16 protein-coding genes and 1 pseudogene are annotated in these 18,816 nt (G+C 63.8%); 10 read left to right on the plus strand and 7 right to left on the minus strand.

The features are described 5' to 3' along the window. The first annotated feature begins 11 nt into the window (after positions 1–11). A complete protein-coding gene (locus FXB40_RS46070; protein ID WP_148778875.1) occupies positions 12–620 on the plus strand; it encodes a TetR/AcrR family transcriptional regulator in 609 nt (202 codons plus the stop codon). A gap of 113 nt (positions 621–733) precedes the next feature. Next, positions 734–2,188 carry a dihydropyrimidinase gene (hydA, locus tag FXB40_RS46075; protein ID WP_148778876.1) on the plus strand — a complete coding sequence of 485 codons (1,455 nt, stop codon included), beginning with the start codon at positions 734–736 and terminating at the stop codon, positions 2,186–2,188. Between the two features lie 20 nt (positions 2,189–2,208). Here the strand turns inward: hydA and FXB40_RS46080 are convergent, their stop codons facing one another. Both FXB40_RS46080 and FXB40_RS46085 read right to left on the minus strand, forming a co-directional pair. Beyond that, positions 2,209–2,958, minus strand: a complete 750-nt coding sequence (locus FXB40_RS46080; RefSeq protein WP_148778877.1) for an SDR family NAD(P)-dependent oxidoreductase — start codon at positions 2,956–2,958, stop codon at positions 2,209–2,211. Between the two features lie 110 nt (positions 2,959–3,068). After that, entirely contained in the window at positions 3,069–3,746 is a 678-nt protein-coding gene (locus FXB40_RS46085; protein ID WP_148778878.1) for a peroxiredoxin-like family protein, read from the minus strand. 97 nt (positions 3,747–3,843) lie between these two features. On the opposite strand from FXB40_RS46085, the gene FXB40_RS46090 reads away from it, so the two are divergent. After that, on the plus strand, positions 3,844–4,725 hold the full coding sequence (locus FXB40_RS46090; protein ID WP_148778879.1) for a LysR family transcriptional regulator: 882 nt from the start codon (positions 3,844–3,846) through the stop codon (positions 4,723–4,725). Between the two features lie 88 nt (positions 4,726–4,813). Next, positions 4,814–6,436 carry an ABC transporter substrate-binding protein gene (locus FXB40_RS46095; RefSeq protein WP_148778880.1) on the plus strand — a complete coding sequence of 541 codons (1,623 nt, stop codon included), beginning with the start codon at positions 4,814–4,816 and terminating at the stop codon, positions 6,434–6,436. Here FXB40_RS46095 and FXB40_RS46100 read toward each other — a convergent pair. After that, a pseudogene (locus tag FXB40_RS46100) lies at positions 6,433–7,771 on the minus strand (glycoside hydrolase family 3 N-terminal domain-containing protein). The gene FXB40_RS46095 and the pseudogene FXB40_RS46100 overlap by 4 nt on opposite strands. Positions 7,772–7,960: 189 nt before the next feature. Between FXB40_RS46100 and FXB40_RS46105 the strand changes: the two are divergent. The 3 genes from FXB40_RS46105 to FXB40_RS46115 are packed head-to-tail and all read left to right on the plus strand — an operon-like array spanning position 7,961 to position 11,764. After that, on the plus strand, positions 7,961–9,463 hold the full coding sequence (locus tag FXB40_RS46105; RefSeq protein ID WP_187437591.1) for a DUF4153 domain-containing protein: 1,503 nt from the start codon (positions 7,961–7,963) through the stop codon (positions 9,461–9,463). A 13-nt stretch (positions 9,464–9,476) separates the two neighbouring features. Beyond that, complete coding sequence (locus FXB40_RS46110; RefSeq protein ID WP_148778882.1) at positions 9,477–10,181, plus strand: response regulator; 705 nt, start codon at positions 9,477–9,479, stop codon at positions 10,179–10,181. Next, entirely contained in the window at positions 10,178–11,764 is a 1,587-nt protein-coding gene (locus FXB40_RS46115) for an ATP-binding protein (RefSeq protein ID WP_148778883.1), read from the plus strand. The genes FXB40_RS46110 and FXB40_RS46115 overlap by 4 nt, the downstream gene beginning before the upstream one ends. Here the strand turns inward: FXB40_RS46115 and FXB40_RS48555 are convergent. Beyond that, on the minus strand, positions 11,761–11,901 hold the full coding sequence (locus FXB40_RS48555) for a hypothetical protein (protein ID WP_164718835.1): 141 nt from the start codon (positions 11,899–11,901) through the stop codon (positions 11,761–11,763). The two genes, FXB40_RS46115 and FXB40_RS48555, sit on opposite strands and share 4 nt — an antisense overlap. 274 nt (positions 11,902–12,175) lie before the next feature. On the opposite strand from FXB40_RS48555, the gene FXB40_RS46120 reads away from it, so the two are divergent. The 3 genes from FXB40_RS46120 (at position 12,176) to FXB40_RS46130 (ending at position 16,247) form a co-directional block, all read left to right on the plus strand. Continuing rightward, positions 12,176–12,595 (plus strand): DUF3606 domain-containing protein, encoded by a 420-nt coding sequence (locus tag FXB40_RS46120; RefSeq protein WP_148778884.1) that lies wholly within the window; start codon positions 12,176–12,178, stop codon positions 12,593–12,595. 369 nt (positions 12,596–12,964) lie between these two features. Further along, a complete protein-coding gene (locus FXB40_RS46125; RefSeq protein WP_148778885.1) occupies positions 12,965–14,614 on the plus strand; it encodes a S53 family peptidase in 1,650 nt (549 codons plus the stop codon). 433 nt (positions 14,615–15,047) lie between these two features. After that, positions 15,048–16,247 carry an MFS transporter gene (locus tag FXB40_RS46130; protein ID WP_148778886.1) on the plus strand — a complete coding sequence of 400 codons (1,200 nt, stop codon included), beginning with the start codon at positions 15,048–15,050 and terminating at the stop codon, positions 16,245–16,247. 130 nt (positions 16,248–16,377) lie between these two features. Here the strand turns inward: FXB40_RS46130 and FXB40_RS46135 are convergent, their stop codons facing one another. From FXB40_RS46135 to FXB40_RS46145, 3 genes are all read right to left on the minus strand, one after another. Beyond that, positions 16,378–17,559, minus strand: coding sequence for a sterol desaturase family protein (locus FXB40_RS46135; RefSeq protein ID WP_187437593.1), 1,182 nt, complete (start codon positions 17,557–17,559; stop codon positions 16,378–16,380). A gap of 178 nt (positions 17,560–17,737) precedes the next feature. Then, positions 17,738–17,872 (minus strand): DUF2442 domain-containing protein, encoded by a 135-nt coding sequence (locus FXB40_RS46140; protein ID WP_148778888.1) that lies wholly within the window; start codon positions 17,870–17,872, stop codon positions 17,738–17,740. A 229-nt stretch (positions 17,873–18,101) separates the two neighbouring features. After that, positions 18,102–18,632, minus strand: a complete 531-nt coding sequence (locus FXB40_RS46145; protein WP_148778889.1) for a DUF2380 domain-containing protein — start codon at positions 18,630–18,632, stop codon at positions 18,102–18,104. Between the last annotated feature and the right edge of the window lie 184 nt (positions 18,633–18,816).

The raw sequence follows: 18,816 nt of genomic DNA on the forward strand, positions 1-18,816 counted from the left end.
TTGGTTAACGAATGACTAAGGCCTTGGACCGTCGGGAGAAACAGCGCGCGGACCTAGTTCTGTCAGCCGAGCGGATGATCGCGACCCGTGGCTTGGCCGGCCTGAAAACCCGCGATTTGGCCCGCGAGATCGGCTGCGCCAATGGTGCGGTCTACAATCTCGTTGCCGATGTGGACGAGCTGGTCCTGCGCGTCGGCTCGCGCACGCTGCTCCGGCTCGACGACGCGCTCAGCGCGGCGGTGCGCGCCGGCAATCCATCGCCAAAGGAGACGCTGGTCCGCATCGCAATTGCCTATTGCGATTTCGCCGCAGAAAATCTCCAGCTCTGGCGCGCCCTGTTCGAGCACCGCATGGAGACCGAGAAGGCCCTCCCCGACTGGTCGGTCGATGACCAGTTGCAGTTGTTTCGCCACATCTACCAGCCGCTCGCTGCGCTGTTGCCAAAGCGAGATGCGGAGGAGCTCGGCATCACCGCACGCAGCCTGTTCTCGGCCGTGCATGGCATGGTGGCACTGGGACTTGAGCAAAGGCTGGTCGCGGTTCCCCTGCCGGCGCTGCGCAAGGAGATCGCGAGCCTCGTACGCGCGATGATCGACGGGCTAGTTGCGCAGGCGGCGTAGCGGCCGAGAATACGCAGCGAAGCCGGCAGCTGACTAAAATTTCGCCTGTCGCATCGCAGCCGACACGCTTAGCTTTCGCCGCGTCCCATCCCCCTGCTCTTCCCGGAGTTCCCATGTCCCTCCTCATCCGCGGCGGCACCGTCGTCAATCATGATCATTCGCGCCGTGCGGACGTGCTGATCGAGGGCGACACCATCGTCGCGGTTGGTGCGGCGATCGCGGCTCCGACGGGGGCGGAGATCATCGACGCCGGCGGCGCCTATGTCATTCCGGGCGGGATCGATCCGCACACCCATCTCGAAATGCCGTTCATGGGCACAGTCACCGCCGACGATTTCGAATCCGGCACCAAGGCGGCGCTGACCGGCGGCACCACCATGGTGGTGGATTTCTGCCTGCCCGATCCCGGCCAGTCGATGCTCGCGGCCTACCAGGAGTGGCGCCACAAATCCGAGAAGGCGGCCACCGACTACGGCTTCCACATGGCGGTGACGTCATGGTCGAAGCAGATCTATGACGAGATGGAGACCGTGGTCAAAACCTACGGCATCAACACCTTCAAGCATTTCATGGCCTACAAGGGCGCGCTGATGGTGAACGACGACGAGCTCTACAACTCGTTCGCGCGCTGCGCCCATCTCGGCGCGATGCCCGTCGTGCACGCGGAGAATGGTGATGTCGTTGCCTTGATGCAGGAGGCGCTGATCGAACGCGGCGTCACCGGCCCCGAGGGCCACGCCTATTCACGACCGCCGGAGGTCGAGGGCGAAGCCACCAACCGCGCTATCATGATCGCTGATATGACTGGCACGCCGGTCTACATCGTGCACACGAGCTGCCGCGAGGCGCATGAGGCGATCGCGCGAGCGCGGGCCGCGGGAAAACGCGTCTATGGCGAGCCGCTGATCCAGCATCTGCTGCTCGATGAGCGTGAATATCAGAACAAGGACTGGGATCATTCCGCGCAACGCGTGATGTCGCCGCCGTTCCGCGACAAGTCGCATCAGGATAGTCTGTGGGCCGGCCTGCAGTCCGGTTCCCTGCAAGTAGTCGCGACCGACCATTGTGCCTTCACCACCGAGCAGAAGCGGTTCGGGCTCGGCGACTTCCGCAAGATTCCGAACGGCACCGGCGGCCTGGAAGATCGCCTCGCGTTGCTATGGACCGCGGGCGTCGCCACGGGGCGGCTGACGAAGGAGGAATTCGTTGCGGTGACTTCGGCGAACATCGCCCGCATCCTCAACGTCTATCCGCGCAAGGGCGCGGTCGCCGTCGGCTCGGATGCCGATGTCGTCGTATGGGATCCCAAGGCAACGAAGACCATCAGCGCGAAGCGGCAGATGAGCCGGATCGACTACAATGTGTTCGAAGGCTTTGCTTGCACCGGCGGGCCCGCCGCGACGCTCTCGCGCGGTCGTATCGTGTGGAAGGATGGCGATCTGCGTGCCGAGGCGGGCGACGGACATTATGTCGAGCGGCCAGCCTTCTCACCGGTGCATGTCGCCAATTCGACCTGGAAAGAGCTGACCGCCCCGCGCGCAGTGCCACGCGGAGCGGTCACGCCGTAGCGTTCTATCGCATCACTGCTTCAGACCTGCGAGATGCCGCCATCAGCCACGAGATCGATGCCAGTGCTGTAGCTGCTATCGTCGGATGCCAGGAACAGAATGGCCGATGCCATTTCCTCCGGATGCCCGATGCGGCCGAGTGGCGTGATCGAGGAAAAGAACGCGCGTGCGCCATCGGCCTCTTCGCGTGTCTTGAACTGCCCGTCGATGATCGGCGTGTCGATGGCGCCCGGTGACAGCGTATTCACGCGGATGCCGCGATCTTTCAATTCCATCGCCCAAGTCCGCGCAAACGAGCGCAGCGCGGCCTTCGTGGCTGCGTAGGTACCATGCTCCGGCAGCCCCTTCAGATGTAGAAGAGATGATACCAGCACGATCGAGCCGCCCTTGCGCATCAGCGGCACGGCCTTCTGTACCGTGAAAAACGCGCCCCGTGCGTTGATGCCAAAGGTCTTGTCGAAATGCGCCGGCGTGACGTTCTGGGTGAGCACGCGCTCGACGAAGCCGGCGCTGGCAACGACGATGTCGAGAGCGCCTTTTTCGTCCTTCACCCGGTCATAGAGCCGGTCCAGATCGTCAAGATTGGCGACGTCGGCCTGTATCGCAGTGACATTCCGTCCGATCTCAGCCTTCGCCTTCTCGAGTTCTTCCCGGCGCCGCCCTACGATGAAGACGTGGGCGCCTTCAGCCACGAACCTCTTGGCGGCCGCGAGGCCGATACCACTGGAGCCGCCGGTGATGACGGCAATCTTTCCTTCGAGCTTTGACATGACACAGTCCTTTGGTTTGGGCGTGCGGGAGCGTTCAGCGCCTACACGCCGTTGAATGACGATTTGAGGGAGAGAGACCGGCGCACGACCCCGCGCCGATCGTTTCTTGATCAGGCGGCCCTGCCAGCCCGCAACCGGTCGAGCACCGGCAGAAGCTCGGACGGATCGGGACGGTGCGTGTAGTCGGGGTTCACTTCTGCATAAGCGATGATGCCGTCGCGGCCGATGACGTAGCGTGCTGGCATTGGCAACACCCAGGACGGATCGTCGTTGAACGTCGGCAGGTCGTTCTTGAACGATTTGTAGAGCGCGACGAGATCGTCCGGCAGCGCAAAGCGGATGCCGAAGGCGTCGGCCACCTCGCTCCTGACGTCACTCAGGATCGGGAATGACAGCTTGTTGTCGCGCTGCGACTTGCGGCTGTTCGGCGCGATCTGCGGCGAGATCGCAACCAGGCTGGCACCGCGCATGGCGATTTCCGGCAGCGCCGCCTGCAGCGCCTGGAGTTCGAGGTTACAATATGGGCACCAGACGCCGCGATAGAACGACACGACCAGCGGCCCCTTTGCGAGCAAATCCCGCGAGGACACCGGCTTGCCGCCAGGGTCTTTCAGGAGGAATTCCGGCGCCGCGTCGCCGGCCTTCTTCGCGCGCTGGGCCTGACCGCTCGCGATCAGTTCCGCGGTGGCGTGGTGCATGGTGTCCAGCGCCTCCCTGGTCGGCTTGAGGGGGAAGCGGCCGCCTTCGAAATCGGCTTTGAGAGCATCGAGTTTGTCTTGCAGGGCCATGAGAAGCTCCATCGGTTGCTGTTGGCCCGCCCTATCTGGATCATTTGCAAACGAAGGGGTATACAGTCGTTACGGAGAACATTTATTTGGATTTCAAATGAGTGATCGACTGCAGGAATTGTCCGTTTTCGTCCGTGCGGCCGAGAGCGGCAGCTTTTCCAGGGCCGCGCGCGAGCTCGGCCTGTCGCAACCCTCCGTGTCACGCGTCATCGGCGAGTTGGAGACCCGGCTCGGCGTCACGCTGCTGCTGCGGACCACGCGCCGCATCACGGTCACCGACGCAGGTGCACTGTTCCTGACGCGAGCGCGCGAAGTGCTGGCCGACATCGAGGACGCCGAGGACGCCGCGCGTGGCGTCGACTCCCTGCGCGGGACGCTGCGCATCACCATGCCCATCGTCTACGGCACCAGGCACATCATTCCGCGCCTGCCGAGATTCCTGAAGCTGCATCCGCTGCTGCGCGTCGAGCTGTCTGTCGCTGACGAACGGCACGACCTCGTTGCCGAAGGCACCGACATCGCCATTCGCCTCGGCCCGCTCAACGATTCCGGCTTCGGTGCGCGGAAGCTCGCGACCCTGCCGCGCTTCCTGGTCGCCGCGCCGTCCTATCTCGCCGAACGCGGCATCCCGAAGACACCGGCCGATCTCGCTTCGCATGACTGCATCTTCGGCCCAGGCCTGTTCGGGCGCACCACCTGGTCGTTCACCCGCAACGGCACGGAGACCTCGGTCGATGTCCGCGGCCGCATCACCACCGATTCCGGCCCCGGCGTGTTCGCAAGCGTGCTGGCAGGGCTCGGCATCGCGATGACGTCACCAGTGATGGCTGACCCCGAGATCGCGGCGGGCGCGCTGGTGCCGCTGTTGAAGAGTTACAAGCTCGCGCCAGTCGACGTGTACGCGGTGTTCCCGGCGGGTCCACGTCCCTCCACCAAGGTACGCGCACTGGTCGACTTCCTGGCCGAGGAGTTGAGATAGGCAAGGGTGCGGATGCGACGCCATGAAGCGCATCCGATGGCATGCGCTTTGCCTCGTTGAACAGCAAATCGCTCTCAAGGAGGCATCGATGAGCCCATCCTCTTTCGATCCGAGCCGCCGCAGCATCATGCTCGGCGGCCTCGGCGCTGTCGGGATGGCGGCGGTCGCGCCGTCCGTCGCGTGGGCACAGGGGCGCGCGGAGACGCTGCTGGTGGTGCAAGAGCTGGGACCGAACTCGCTCGACATGCAGGGCGTCGGCTCCAACCAGACCGTGAACGGCCTGTCCTGGAACTGCTACGACCGCCTGCTCTCCTACGCCTCGAAGACATTGCCGGACGGCACGCTGTCTTACGACCGCGAGAAGCTCGCGCCTGAACTGGCCGAAAGCTGGGAGGTTGCGGCCGACGGCATGTCCTGCACCTTCCGTCTGCGAAAGGACGCCAAATTCCACGACGGCACGCCGGTCACCGCCAAAGACGTCAAATGGTCGTTCGATCGTGCGGTGAAGGTCGGCGGCTTTCCGACATTCCAGATGTCGGCGGGATCGCTGGAAAAGCCCGAGCAGTTCGTGGTCGTGGACGATCACACCTTCCGCATCGACTATGTGCGGAAAGACAAGATGCTGTTGTTCAACGTCGCGGTCGTCGTGCCCTTCATCATCAACTCCGAGCTCGCCAGGAAGAACGCGACGGCCGAAGATCCCTGGGCACTCGCCTGGCTGAAGGCCAACGAGGCCGGCGGCGGCGCCTACAGGATCGAGAGCTGGAAGCCCGGCAGCGAGACCGTGCTGGCGCGGTTCGACGACTGGAAGAGCGGGCCCCTGCCGAAAGTGAAGCGCGTGATCGCGCGCGACGTGCCTTCCGCCGGCACGCGCCGTGCGATGTTGGAACGAGGCGATGCGGACTTGTCGAGCGGCTTCGCGCCGCGCGATTTCGAGCAGATCATTAAAGAGGGCAAGGTCAAGGTCTCGGGCGTTCCGATCCCCAACGCGCTCTGGTACGTCGCGCTGAACACGGCAAGGCCGCCGTTCGACAATGCCAAGCTACGCCAGGCCATCGCCTGGGCGATGCCCTATGAGCAGATCCAAAGCAGTGCCTTCTTCGGGCGCGCCGTTCCGATGTATGGCGGGACGTCGGATGTCTCAAAGCCGGTGTGGCCGCAGCCGTCTCCCTATGTCATCGATCTCGACAAGGCCAAAGCCTTGATGAAGGAAGCGGGGTTCGAGTCCGGCCTGGAGACGACTTTGTCGCTCGACACCGGCACTGCGACCGTCGGCGAGCCCACAGCCATCCTGATTCAGGAAAGCCTCGCCAAGATCGGCATCAAGGCGTCGATCGAGAAAATTCCCGGCGCGAACTGGCGCACCACACTGAACAAGAAGGAGCTGCCGCTCGCACTCAACCGCTTCAGCGGCTGGCTCGATTATCCCGAATATTACTTCTACTGGAATTTCCACGGCAACAATTCGATCTTCAACATCTCCTCCTACCAGAACAAGGCGATGGACGCGCTGATCGACAAGGCGCGCTTCACCACGGACGCCGCCGAGTACGAGAAAACCGTGAAGGATTTCATCGCACTCTGCATGAGCGACGTTCCCGTCATCCCGCTCAACCAGCCGATCCACGACGTCGCCATGCAGAAGGGCATCACGGGGTACGAATTCTGGTTTCACCGCGAGCCGGACTACCGTCAGTTCGCGAAGGGCTAGTTCTTCTCAACGACGCGGACAGCGCCCGGGGCTGCTCGCGCCTGCTCGAAAGACCCTTTCCAACCGCGCGGCGCTCGCCCGAAGCATCGCCCCGTCAAGCTTACGCTGCCGCGATCCGTCGAGCGCGCATCCAAAGATCCGGTAGAACTGCGCGCCATCATAGGCCACGAGCAGCAGATCGACGCCGGCGTTGATTGCCTCGACAACGGCCTTGCAGACGTCGTGCTGATAGATCGCGCCCATCACGAGATCGTCAGTCATCACCAGGCCCTGGTAGCCCCATTTGTCGCGGATGATCCCATCGACGACGCGCTTTGAATGCGAGGCGGCATGGTCGGGATCGACGGCGGTGAGCGTGATGTGGCCGACCAGGAGCGCGCTATGCGAGTGCGACAGCACTTCGCGGAACGGCAGCCAGTCAGTGGCTTCCAGCTCCCTGACCGGCGTATTGAGGTTGGCGCTGAAATGATGCGTGTCCGTGCGCACGCGGCCGATGCCTGGAAAATGCTTCAGCGTCGCGCCGACGCCGGAGGCCTCCAGGCCGGTCACATAAGCGCTTGCGATCGTGCTGACGACAACGGGATCGGTGGCAATCGCGCGCTGGCCGATCAGCGTATGGAAATCGAGGCGATTGCGCCGAAGGGGCGGCTTGAGATCGAGCACCGGCGCGAGATTGAGGTTGACGCCGAGACCGGCGAGCTCGCGGCCGTGGATGCGGCCGAATTCCACCGCTTTCGTCTGCTGGTCATCAGGAGCAAGCCCGGCGAGCGTCGCCAGCGCCGGCAGCTTGGTCAGCGGCGGCGCGAGATGCCCGACGATGCCGCCCTCCTGATCCGCGGCGACGATCAGCGGCGGCAGGCCGGCTGCACGCCGCTTGTCCTGCAGCGCCGCGATCTCGGCGCGCAGCGCGTCGACCGACCGGCCGCGGATGTTGTGGCGGGTGACGTAGACGTCGCCAATCAGTCCCTGCTCGGCGAGGCGCGCGACTTCGGGGAAGGAGGAATAGCCGACCATGAAGTGGGGGCCGAGTTGACCCGCCTCGGTCACGCTTGCGCTGAGCACATCGTGCTTGCGCAGCTCGAAGCTGAGATGTGCCACCGCCATCAGCATCGGCGGCAGGCACCAGAGCATGACGAGGAGCTTGCCGGCCAGGCTGTGCCAGCGCCCGCGGCGAAGCAACAGGACGGCAACCGCGATGCTCGCGATCGCAAGCGCGATGTTTCCAACGCCGCGCATCGGGACCAGATAGGGATCGTTCTTGTTCGCAGCCGCGAATGCGAGGAGAGGCGCGGCAAGCCAGAGCAGGATGAGGCCGATACGGCGGAGGTATTGCATGATGCGTCACGTCCGAGGAGTGGCGAATGCTTCGCACCGATCAAAGCGATTTGCGCTGTGCGAGAGGCAAAATCGCACCTGCACGAATTCTGCAAAAGACTCCTGAAACCGTGCAGACGTTGATCCCGGCTTCTGCACAAGGGCCGTGCAGATTTCGTGATGCCACCCCTCACGAAAGGTCATCTGCACATGACGAGCCTGGCTTCGACGATCGCCGCGGACATCCAGCCAATCAGGCATTCCTCGATTCCGGCCAAGGTCGGCCTCGCACTGGCGCTGACCGCGCTCGCGGACTGGCTGTTCTATGGCGAGCGGATCGGGCTGTCGCTCTCACTCTTCGCGATCGCGATCGCCGTGGTGTCGGTGCTGTTCAATCACGCCGCACTGGACCTGCGTCGCGCTTGGACCAGCGCAGCCGTTCTCGTCGCAGGCCTGGTGCCGGCCGTCGAGGAGCTCAACCCGCTATCGTTCCTGATCCTTGTCGCCGCGCTGCTCATGGCCCTGCTGCTCGCAACCAATCCGGAGACGACCGAGCTCGTCGAGCGCGCCCGTGCGCTGCGCAACTTCATTCTGCTTGGCCCGTTCAGGTTCTTCCCCGATGTCCTTCAGATCTTCAACATGTCGGCGTTCACCCGCGGTATCGCGCTCTGGCTGCTGCCGGCGGCGCTCGGCACCGTCTTCGTCGCCCTGTTCGCGGCGGCCAATCCGGTGATTGAGCAGTGGGTGTCCCTGCTCAATCCAAAAATCATCCTCGACTATGTCAGCATTCCGCGCGTGTTATTCTGGACCATGATGCTGGCGCTGGTTTGGCCGTTCATTCATGTGCGCTGGCGGCGCAAGAAGGTCGTCACCGCTGATGTCGCCGATGTCCCGCTGCCGCCGCCGCTTCCGCCACTCGTCTCGGCTGAATTCCTGGGCCCGTCGACGATTCTGCGTTCTCTAATTTTGTTCAACCTGCTGTTCGCGGCGCAGTCGATTCTCGACGGCCTCTACCTCTGGGGGCACGTGGCATTGCCGGCCAACATGACTTATGCCGCCTATGCCCATCGCGGCGCCTATCCGCTGATCGCAACTGCGCTGCTCGCTGCCGCTTTCGTGCTGGTCGCGATGCGTCCGGGCGGGCCGGCTGAGAAGTCGGCGGTGATCCGGCCGCTGGTTTATCTCTGGGTCGGGCAGAACGTCCTGCTGGTCGCCTCCTCCATCCTCCGCCTCGATCTCTACGTCGACATCTATATGCTGACCTACTGGCGCATCGCGGCCTTCATCTGGATGGGGCTGGTGGCGCTGGGGCTGATCCTGATCGTGGCCCGCATCGCACTCGACAGGTCCAATCGGTGGCTTGTCAGCGCCAATCTGATCGCGTTAACGATCGTGCTGTATAGCTGCTCGCTGATGAACTTCGACGCGTTCATTGCCGACTATAATATTGCCCACAGCCAGGAAGGTACAGGCAAAGGCGTGCAGATCGATGTCTACTATCTTGCACGGCTAGGACCCCAGGCGTTGCCAGCGATGGAGAAGCTGATCCCGCTGCGTACCGACGTTAATAATCTTGCTCGGTGGCGTGACCAGCTTGTAGAAACCCAGCACCTCGACATGGCTTGGCGGGCTTGGGGCCTTCGCACCTGGCGACTGCAGCGCAGACTCGATGCCGAAGCCAGGGGCCAGTCCGGCAGTCAGCCGGCAGGGTGAGCGGAGAGTTTCTTTGGCGCATCGCATTCTCATCGTCGACGACGAGGGCCACATCCGCGAGGTCATCCGCGTCGCCTTGAAGAAGGCCGGCATGGACGTGATCGAGGCCCGCGACGGCGAGGAGGCGCTCAGCCGCTTTGCCGCCGACAGGCCCGATCTGATCGTGCTCGACATTGGCATGCCGGAGTTCGACGGTCTCGACGTCTGCCGCGAGGTCCGCAAGACGTCCGACGTGCCGATCCTGTTCCTGTCGGCGCGCGACGAGGAGATCGATCGCATCCTTGGCCTTGAGATCGGCGGCGACGACTATGTCACAAAACCGTTCAGCCCGCGCGAGCTGGTGGCGCGGGTCAACGTCATCCTGCGCCGCCTCGCGCCCCGCAATGGCGAGGCCAAGGCCGGCCCCGCCGCGTTGTCGCAAGGCGGCCTGCTGATCGATCCCGAGCAACATCTTGCGTCCTTTGCCGGCGCACCGCTGAAGCTGACCGCGATCGAGTTTGGCATTTTGCGCGCCTTCCTGACCCGGCCGACATCCGTGTTTAACCGCGAGCAGCTGATGCGGGCGGCCTATCAGCTCAACATCCAGGTCTCAGACCGCACCATCGACAGCCACATCCGCAACATCCGCGCCAAGCTCGCGGCGCAGAATTGCGAGAACGTGATCGAGACCATCCACGGCGTCGGCTTCAAGCTCGGCCGCTGCGAGACAGAGGCATGAGCGCCGCGCCCGACAAATGGCGGCCGTCGCTCGGGCTCGTGATCTTCGCGGTGCTGACGACCGTCGCGGTGTTGCCGCTGGTCGGACTGTTCTTCTTCCGCCTCTATGACAACCAGCTGATCCGCCAGACCCAGGCCGAGCTGATCGCGCAGAGCCGCGTGCTTGCGACGGTCTATGCGCAGGAGGTCGAAGCCCGGCTTGGCAGCGGCCTGACGCTCGGCCCCGAGGTGCCGCCGAACGTTCTGCCCGATCCCGGCGACCAGTTCACACCGATCCGGCCCGCGCTCGATCTCACCGCCAATGATCTGTTGCGGCGGCGGCCGGATGCGCAAGCCGCGGCCCAGCCAGCGCAGCCCGCCTATGTCGAGATCGGCGCCAAGTTGACGCCGATCATCCGCGAAACCCAGAAGGTGACGCTGGCGGGCTTTCGCATCCTCGATCCGCAGGGCGTGGTGATCGCGGGGCGGCAGGAGGTCGGGCAATCGCTCGCCCATATCGAGGAGGTCGCGGATGCGTTGCGCGGGCAATACCGCGCCACCTTGCGCAACCGCGTGCCGGACAAGCCGCCGCCGCCGATCTATTCCTTCAGCCGCGGGCTTGGCGTGCACGTGTTCTCGGCGATGCCCGTGATCGTCAACAACCACGTCGCAGGCGTGATCTACACCACGCGGACGCCGAGCAACATCTTTGACCATCTCTACCAGGAGCGCGCAAAATTCGTGCTGGCGGGGCTCGCCGTGATCCTCGGCACCATCGCGATCGGGCTGGTGTTCTCGCGCACCATCACGCTGCCGATGCGCGAGCTGATCGAACGCGCCGCCAGGATTGGCCGCGGCGACCGCGAGGCGTTCCAGCCGCTGCGGCATTATGGCACCCGGGAGTTCGCGCAGCTCTCGCACAGCTTTCTCGGCATGGCCGAGCAGCTGGCGCGGCGCTCCGACTATATCGCGACATTCTCGGCCCATCTGACCCATGAGCTGAAATCGCCGCTGACCTCGATCAAGGGCGCGGCCGAGCTGCTGCAGGATTCATTTCAGGGCAAGCCCGAAGGCCTCACGCCGGCCGAGCAGCGGACCTTCATCGCCAACATCCTCTCCGACACCCAGCGGCTGGAAGCGATGGCGCAGCGGCTGCGGGAGCTCGCCCGGGCCGAAGGCCTGCCGCAGAACGAGCGGACGGAGCTGGCACCCGTGATCGCCGACCTCAGGAGCCGGTTTCCGGCAAGCTCCATCGAGGCCAGCGGCAGCCTGGAGCGTGCGATCGGCATGTCCGGCGAGAAGGCGCTGATCGTGCTGTCGCATCTCGCCGACAACGCGACGCGGCACAAGGCAAGATCAATCAGGATGGAGGCGGTCGACGAGCGGACGACCTTGCGGCTGACGGTGAGCAATGACGGCGAGCCGATCTCGGCGCCAAATCGCGACAGGATCTTTGACGCGTTCTTCACGACCCGCCGCGATCAGGGCGGCACCGGGATGGGACTTGCGATCGCGCGCGCGGTGATGGCGAGCCATGGCGGCTCGATCAGGCTCAAGCCCTCTGAGGCGGGCGTGGCCTTCGAGCTTCAGTTTCCTGCGGCCTAGATCGCGAACACCCAGGCGGCGACGATGGTGCCGATGGTGACCAGACCCGCGATGGTCCAGCCGGCGGCGTATTCCAGTTCAGGATGACCGGTCGCCCGCATGATCTCTGCCGGATCGGCGGTATGCTTCTGTGCCATGACTGCCTCGCACGTGTTTCCCCGTGTCATGGATAAGTCGCACCAGCCGGCATTAGGTTCCATCACGGAGGCGCGAATGGCAAAAAAGTCGAAAACAACCCCATGCACAGTAGAACGGCCCTGTCGGGCCGAGATGGGGTCGCGTCGCGCAACCACTTGACGTGTCGGGACAAAACGGCCGTCTCGCGCAATCGCCACGCGGCTTGCTCCTTGCGTGCAAAATCGGATGGCATGCTAGACTGGATGCACGCAGGTCCCAGGGCAGGAGAAAAGCATGGCCGACGACAAGACCAAGCGGGGCGGGGCAGACCGCAAGCTGATTGCGCTCACCGAGAGGTACGAAGTCGCCTACTGGTCGAAGAAATTCAAGGTGACGCCGGCCAAGCTGAAATACGCCGTCAAGAAAGTCGGCCACTCCGCACGGAAGGTCGAAGAGTACATCAAGCTCCAGAAGCACCGCGCCGCCGACAAGAGCCGCATTGCGCTCGGCGAAGCCTATGAGGTCCGCTACTGGTCGAAGAAATTCAAGATCACGCCGGCCAAGCTGAAGGCCGCTGTCGCCGCCGCCGGCCACTCTTCGAAGAAGGTCGAGGCGTATCTGACCGCCCAGAAGGCGGCAAAGAAAAAGGCAGCCAAGAAGACCGCGAAGAAGACCGCAAAGAAAAAGAAGAAGACATCCGCTTCGCGGAAGTAGGCCCGCCAAAACGTCGGACACCAGTCCTGCAGCCCAACACATCAGCCGGCGTGCATCGCGCCCTCGCGCACGCGCGGCGATTGTGACAATTCAACTGCGTGAGATCGCGATCTATGTCAGGTCGATTGGCTCACTGACGACGCGCGCCTGCGATAAATTGACGCGATTGTGAGACGCGCGCGGCGCATCCCGCTGTTAGGATGCATTACTACATTTTACTATTTTAGGTTTGGTTTACTGACGTGCCGGCGATTTTCTTGCCGGCACACGACTACTCATTTTCGAACACCTGAACCCTTTCGAACGAACAGAACCTCGTTCGCAATTCCCGCTTTCCAGCGCGCCAACCCCGTACAAGGAGGAAATACTATGTCCCCTAGTGCAACACCCCACATGGTCGAACTTCCCAACTCTGTCCATCAACTGCCGACAGGCTCGAAGGCGATGCGCCGAACCAACGGCCAGCGCTGGATCGAGCTGACACTCGGCGTCAAGCGATCCGCCGATTTGCCTGATCTGTCCGACCTGGACAACAAGCTCCCCGAGGCGCGCAACTACATGACGCGCGACCAGCTCGAGAGCAAATACGGCTCCGATCCCAAGGCCATCAAGTCGATCGAGGATTTTGCCAAGGCGCACAAACTCGTCGTCACCCGCAATGAGCCCGCCGCAGCAAGGCTCGGAATCGCAGGCACCGTCGACGACGTCAGCGACGCCTTCGGCGTCACGCTGTTCGACTATTCGCATCCGCATCTCGGCGACTTCCACGCCCGCACCGGTCCGGTGCACGTCCCGACGGAAGTCGGCGATGCCATCACCGGCGTGTTCGGCCTGAACAACCACCGTGTGCTCAGGCGCTCGCGCCATTCGGCACAGAGCGCGAAGCCGGATTTTGCCAGCGCGGTACGGCACTGGTTCGTTCCGACCGAGCTCGGCGCGATCTACAAATTCCCCCAGGTCGACGCCAGCAAGCAATGCATCGGCCTGCTCGAATTCGGCGGCGGCGTGGAGACGCCTGATGTCGCGGCCTATTTCAGCAAGATCGGCGTTCCCGCGCCGGAGGTTGCCGTCATCGCAGTCGACGGTGTCTCGACCGATCCGGCCGGCGATCCCGATTCGACCGGTGAAGTGATGCTGGACGTCGACGTCGCCGGCGCGCTCGGCGGCGGCGCCAAGATCGCCACCTATTTCTCGACCTTCGACGAGAAGGGTCTGGTCGATTGCCTCGCCAAGGTCGTCAGCGACTCCGTCAACGACCCCTCCGTCGTCTCGATCAGCTGGGGCTGGGACGAGAACCAGGCCTTCAACAATGCCGGTGTGATCTGGTCACCGGCGGCGATCGATCACTGCAACCACAGCTTCCTCGCGGCGGCCCATCTCGGCATCACGTTCTGCGTATCCACCGGCGACGACGGCTCGGAAGCACAGATGCAGGATGGCCGGGCGCATGTGAACTTCCCCGCAACCAGTCCTTACGTGCTGGCAGTGGGTGGAACGTCGTTGCACGCGCGCGCGAACGCCAAGAAGCAGGTGCAGATCACCGAAACGGTCTGGAACGACGGACCGGGAAGCGGCACCGGCGGCGGCGTCAGCGACATCACGCCCATTCCGAGCTGGCAGAACGGCATCGTGCCGAAGTCGATCAATCCCGGGCACTTTGCCGGACGCGCGATCCCGGACGTCGCGGCCAATGCCGATCCGGCCACGGGCTATCTGACGATGTCGGGCGGCAAGCTCGGCATCGTCGGCGGCACCAGCGCGTCCGCGCCGCTCTGGGCCAGCCTGATCGCCCGGATCAACGCCGCCAACGGTGCGCGATCCGGCAACTTCAATGCCCTGCTCTATTCCAAGTTCGGCCCGGCCGGCGTGCTGCGCGACATCACTGTCGGCAACAACGACACCGACGGTCTGCTCGGCGGGCAGTTCAAGGCGGGCCCGGGATGGGACGCCTGCACCGGCTGGGGCGTGCCGGATGGCGGCAAGCTCCTCACCGCGCTTCAGGGTGGCCCGACCAGCTAACCTATTCGGTCTCTCCCGCGGGCGAGCGATCTGCCTGCCTGCGGGATTCGCAGATACCTGGCCGCGTCCGTCCGATGCGGCCGGTCGCGTCTTGGCGGCGCCAGAACAGGAGTGAAAATCAAAAGCAACCGGCTCAGATCTCCGTTGGTGTTCGCGTGTCCTCCAACAGCGGTGCAATAGCAGACATGTCGGGAGGTCCGTTGCGGGCCAGAAGGCGACTTAGCTACGCAGCATGATGGTGACAACTACGCATCTATGCCTGACTGAAGCAGCGACCGGGCTCGAAGGCAGAAATTGGCCGACGTATGCCGATAACACCGATTGGATTTTTCATCCCGGTTGACCCGTCGTTTTCGATTTTTGAGCTCGGGATCCTTTGGTCAAGCCGAGATCGCTGCTTGCTTCGCGGGGGCTTCGACGTGACACTGGCCGGATGCAAGCGTCGGCTCCGGAGGCCCCCGTGGTATCGAAATGGCGAATTCTAGCGCTGCTTTTCACGGCGCGTTGCGTAATGGGCATGCAGTTCGAAAGCGTCGGAGCGCTCGGCCCGCTGCTTCGCGCGGAGGGCCTCGATTATGCCCGGCTCGGCATCCTGGTCGGCGCCTATCTGGCGCCCAGCGTCCTAGTTGCTCTTCCTGGAGGAATAGTGGTCCAAAGGCTCGGCGAACGAACTACGCTTCTCCTGTGCGCGGCGCTGATGTTCGCCGGCGCCGTCGTCGATCTGTCGAGCGACTGGAACGCGCGCCTGCTGGCCAGAGTCATCGCGGGCACGGGCGGGGTGGTGTTTACCATCGCTGGCACCAAGATGATCGCCGATATGTTCGTTGGTAGGCAGTTCGGCCTTGCGATGGCGGCTCTCGCCGGCTCGTGGCCGTGCGGGATAGCGCTGGCGTTGATCGCGTTGCCGCCGATCGCGGACAAGTTCGGGCTGATCGGGGCGTCGGTAGCAATGATGATCCTGACCCTGATGGCGCTCATCCTGTTGTTCGCGCTGCCGAAGCAGGCGCGACCGGGCGCGCCGTTGTCTGCGGCCCTCCCAAGCGCGACCGTCACGGCCGCGGTGGCCATTGCAGGCCTGGTCGGTGGCACTGCCAACGCCACTTTCGCCAATGCGTTTGCGTTCGGTCCGTTGCTTCTCACCGAGAGGGGCTATACGGCCGAGATCGCCGCCTCTCACGTCAGCGTCGCGCTGTGGGTCACCATCGCGGCCATCCCAGTCGGCGGCGCGCTTGCGATCCGGCGAGGCCCCGGCATCTGGATCGCTGCCGCATCCCTGCTGCTCGCCGCGGTCGGGATGGCAGCCATTCCGGTGTCCGACCACGACGTTCTCATCTTCGCAGGACTGGGGCTGGTGGCCGGCCTATCCGGAGCGACGTTCGCCAGCCTGCCGACATGGGCGCTTCCCGTCCAGGCGCGCGCGGTCGGAATGGGAATCTTCTTCTCCACGTTCTACGGGAGCATGCTGGCGTTGCCGCCGATCGCGGGCGTCTTCGCGCACCGCGCCGGCGGTGCGGGCATCGCCTTCGACGTCGCTGCGGTCGCTCTTTTTGTCGCCATGCCGTTGCTCGGGGCCTTCGCCGCGCTGGTTTCCGCGCCCCGGTCGGCTCCGGCGGTCGAGGAAGGCGCGGCCTAGAGCCTTTCCCGTTCCGATGGAATCGGAACGGGGCTCTAGATTCTTGTTTTGACGCGTTTTCTTGACGCGAACCGGTATCCACTTCGCTCGAAAACGCTCTAAGGGCCGCGTTCAGTCGGGGACCGCCTCATCAGGCCGCCGCCGGGGCGGACGGTCGCTCGCGGCGAAGCGCGAGCAACCAGATTGCGGCGGCGAGCGCGCCCGCCGTCACGACGGCGCGGGCCGCCGTCGGCAGCGGCAGGCCGAACCAGTCCGGCAACGTCATCGAGGCCAGCGCGAGCGCGCCCAGTCGCACCGTCTCGGCGGCGAAGGCGATCCGACTTCCTTCCAGGACGCCGCCGATGGTCACGCATGAAACCAAGATGACAATGGAATAGGTGACGGAGACCTGCACCGGAAAGGCTTCGAAGCCGGAAAGGAAATGCAGAAGCATCACCATCGTAAGCGTATACTGAACCGCGCCGTAGGCGGCGACCGAGCTCGGCGTCTCGGGGTCGTAACGGCGCACGACCGACGGATCCATCGGTTCCGGCGCCTGCATCCTTCCGAACCAGACGGCTAACTTGCCGGCGAGCCCGCGAGCCGCGCGGGTCTGCCGGATCAGATCCGCGTACACCTGAAGGTTGCTCCAGAGCGGGTTCAGGCTCCGCAGCGGTTTGCGGATTCCGTAGGCGATCTTTTCGCCGTCGCGCTCGTCGACGAAGGTGCCGAACATCCGGTCCCAGAGGACGAAGATCCCGCCGTAATTCCTGTCGATGCAGTAGTCGTTCTGACCGTGATGCACGCGATGGTTCGACGGAGTGACCAGGATGCGGTCGAGCACGCCGAGCCGGCCGACGAGTTCGGTGTGGACCCAATACTGGTACAGCAGATCGACCAGCCCGACGATGAGATACATCACCGGCGGAACGCCCAGCACGGCCATCGGCAGGTGAAAGATCCACGTGAACAGCGCGGCGGTCGCGGGCTGTCGCAACGCGGTCGAAAGGTTGAAATATTCCGACGAATGATGGACCACGTGGCTGCCCCAGAGCACGGGAATCTCGTGGCTGAAGCGGTGGTACCAGTAGTGAGAGAAGTCGTAGAGCAGCAACGCGGCGACCCAGGCCAGGACGCTGTCGCGGCTCCATTCGAAGAGGTGGAAGGCCTCGTAGACCGCGACATAGAGGGCGACGTCGACGAGCTTGGCGAAGCCGCCGATGGCCTGGCTCAGTACGCCGTGGTGCAGGCTCGTGATGGCGTCCGGGACGTCGTATACGCCACGACGCCCCATCCGCCACGCGATCGCCGCCTCGACGAGGATCGTGACCATGAAGACCGGAATCGCGAACATAAGAATTTTCACGTGGCGCCTCCCCTATTCCCTCACGGCGGAGTCATCGATGGCGGTCGCGGCAGGGTATGGCCGACGGGCGGACTCCGTCAATCCTTGGCGCATCGATCCTTGGAAACGCCAAGGATCGGGCAATCGGACGCCATGAAGAGACGTCCTAGCGCGGACGGGGCGCCGCCGAACGGCCTTCGATCATGCGTTCGACGGAAAGGTCCTCGTCGAGATCGGGCCAGTGGATGCCGGTCCGCATCGGGACGTGGTTGTCGCGCTGCTCGGCGGTCGCCTCGCGCATCCGGCAGCGGCTCGTCCTCCTGGCCTCTCATGGTTGCGTGAGGACGGCGCGTCAATCAGCAGAGTCGTTAGACGCTATGCGCTGAATTGTCGGGTCAACAGCGCCGGTTTCGGCCGTGGGCAGTCAGGTCCGGTCTACCCTCAACGTCGGACATGACCGGGCACCGCCCGGACGGTCGCGATGGGCCAAAACCGGACTCACGGTGCCATGCACATGCGTCGCGCGTAGTCTATTGCTGCGATCTGCTTTCAAGCAGCCGGTCGCGGACCTCCTCCGATACAAAGCGCTCCGCCCGCTGCCATGCCTCGTCGTTGTCGCCGCGGAACTGGAAGTATTTCCTAAACACGATGTGTTGGGATTTTGTATCGATAGCAACAGTTTGCGCAAACTGCACCAGCGTGCTCATCTTATGAAAGCCGCCGATGATCAGGATCTGCGCGCCGGCCTGTGACGCCGCGCGCAGCCGATCGCGCAACGTCGGTCCATCGGTCGGACAATTTGAAGCGCAGGAGGACGGCACAAGCTCAAAACGGTGGTCCGCCGTGACATCGTCCCGCAGCGCGGTCATGAAGGCCCGCAATCGCTTTTCATGTACGGCCGTCTGATCGGTAGGCTCGTTCGACGTGTCTCTATATTTGAAATCGTCGACGGAGACAGCCAAGGCTTGGCCGGCGGTCTCGGGGGATGCATCTGAGATGAGGCTGGATCCCAGGAACAGACCGGCTGCGGTAACAGCGTGCAGGATTGAGCTGTGGCGCATGGCGATGACTCGATCTCCTCCGCTAAGTCCATCTTAGAAGATCGATTCTTTCCGTCTCCTGTCGAAGAAATTAATCCTTGGTAACGCTACGCGGCCGCCCATGGCAGCGCAGCGCCAATGTCTGCAGCGGGTCTTGGTCGTGTAAAAACACCTTCCGCGGGAGGGCTGTCTCTTATACACATCT

The sequence above is a fragment of the Bradyrhizobium rifense genome, assembly GCF_008123425.1.
GTDB lineage: Bacteria > Pseudomonadota > Alphaproteobacteria > Rhizobiales > Xanthobacteraceae > Bradyrhizobium > Bradyrhizobium rifense.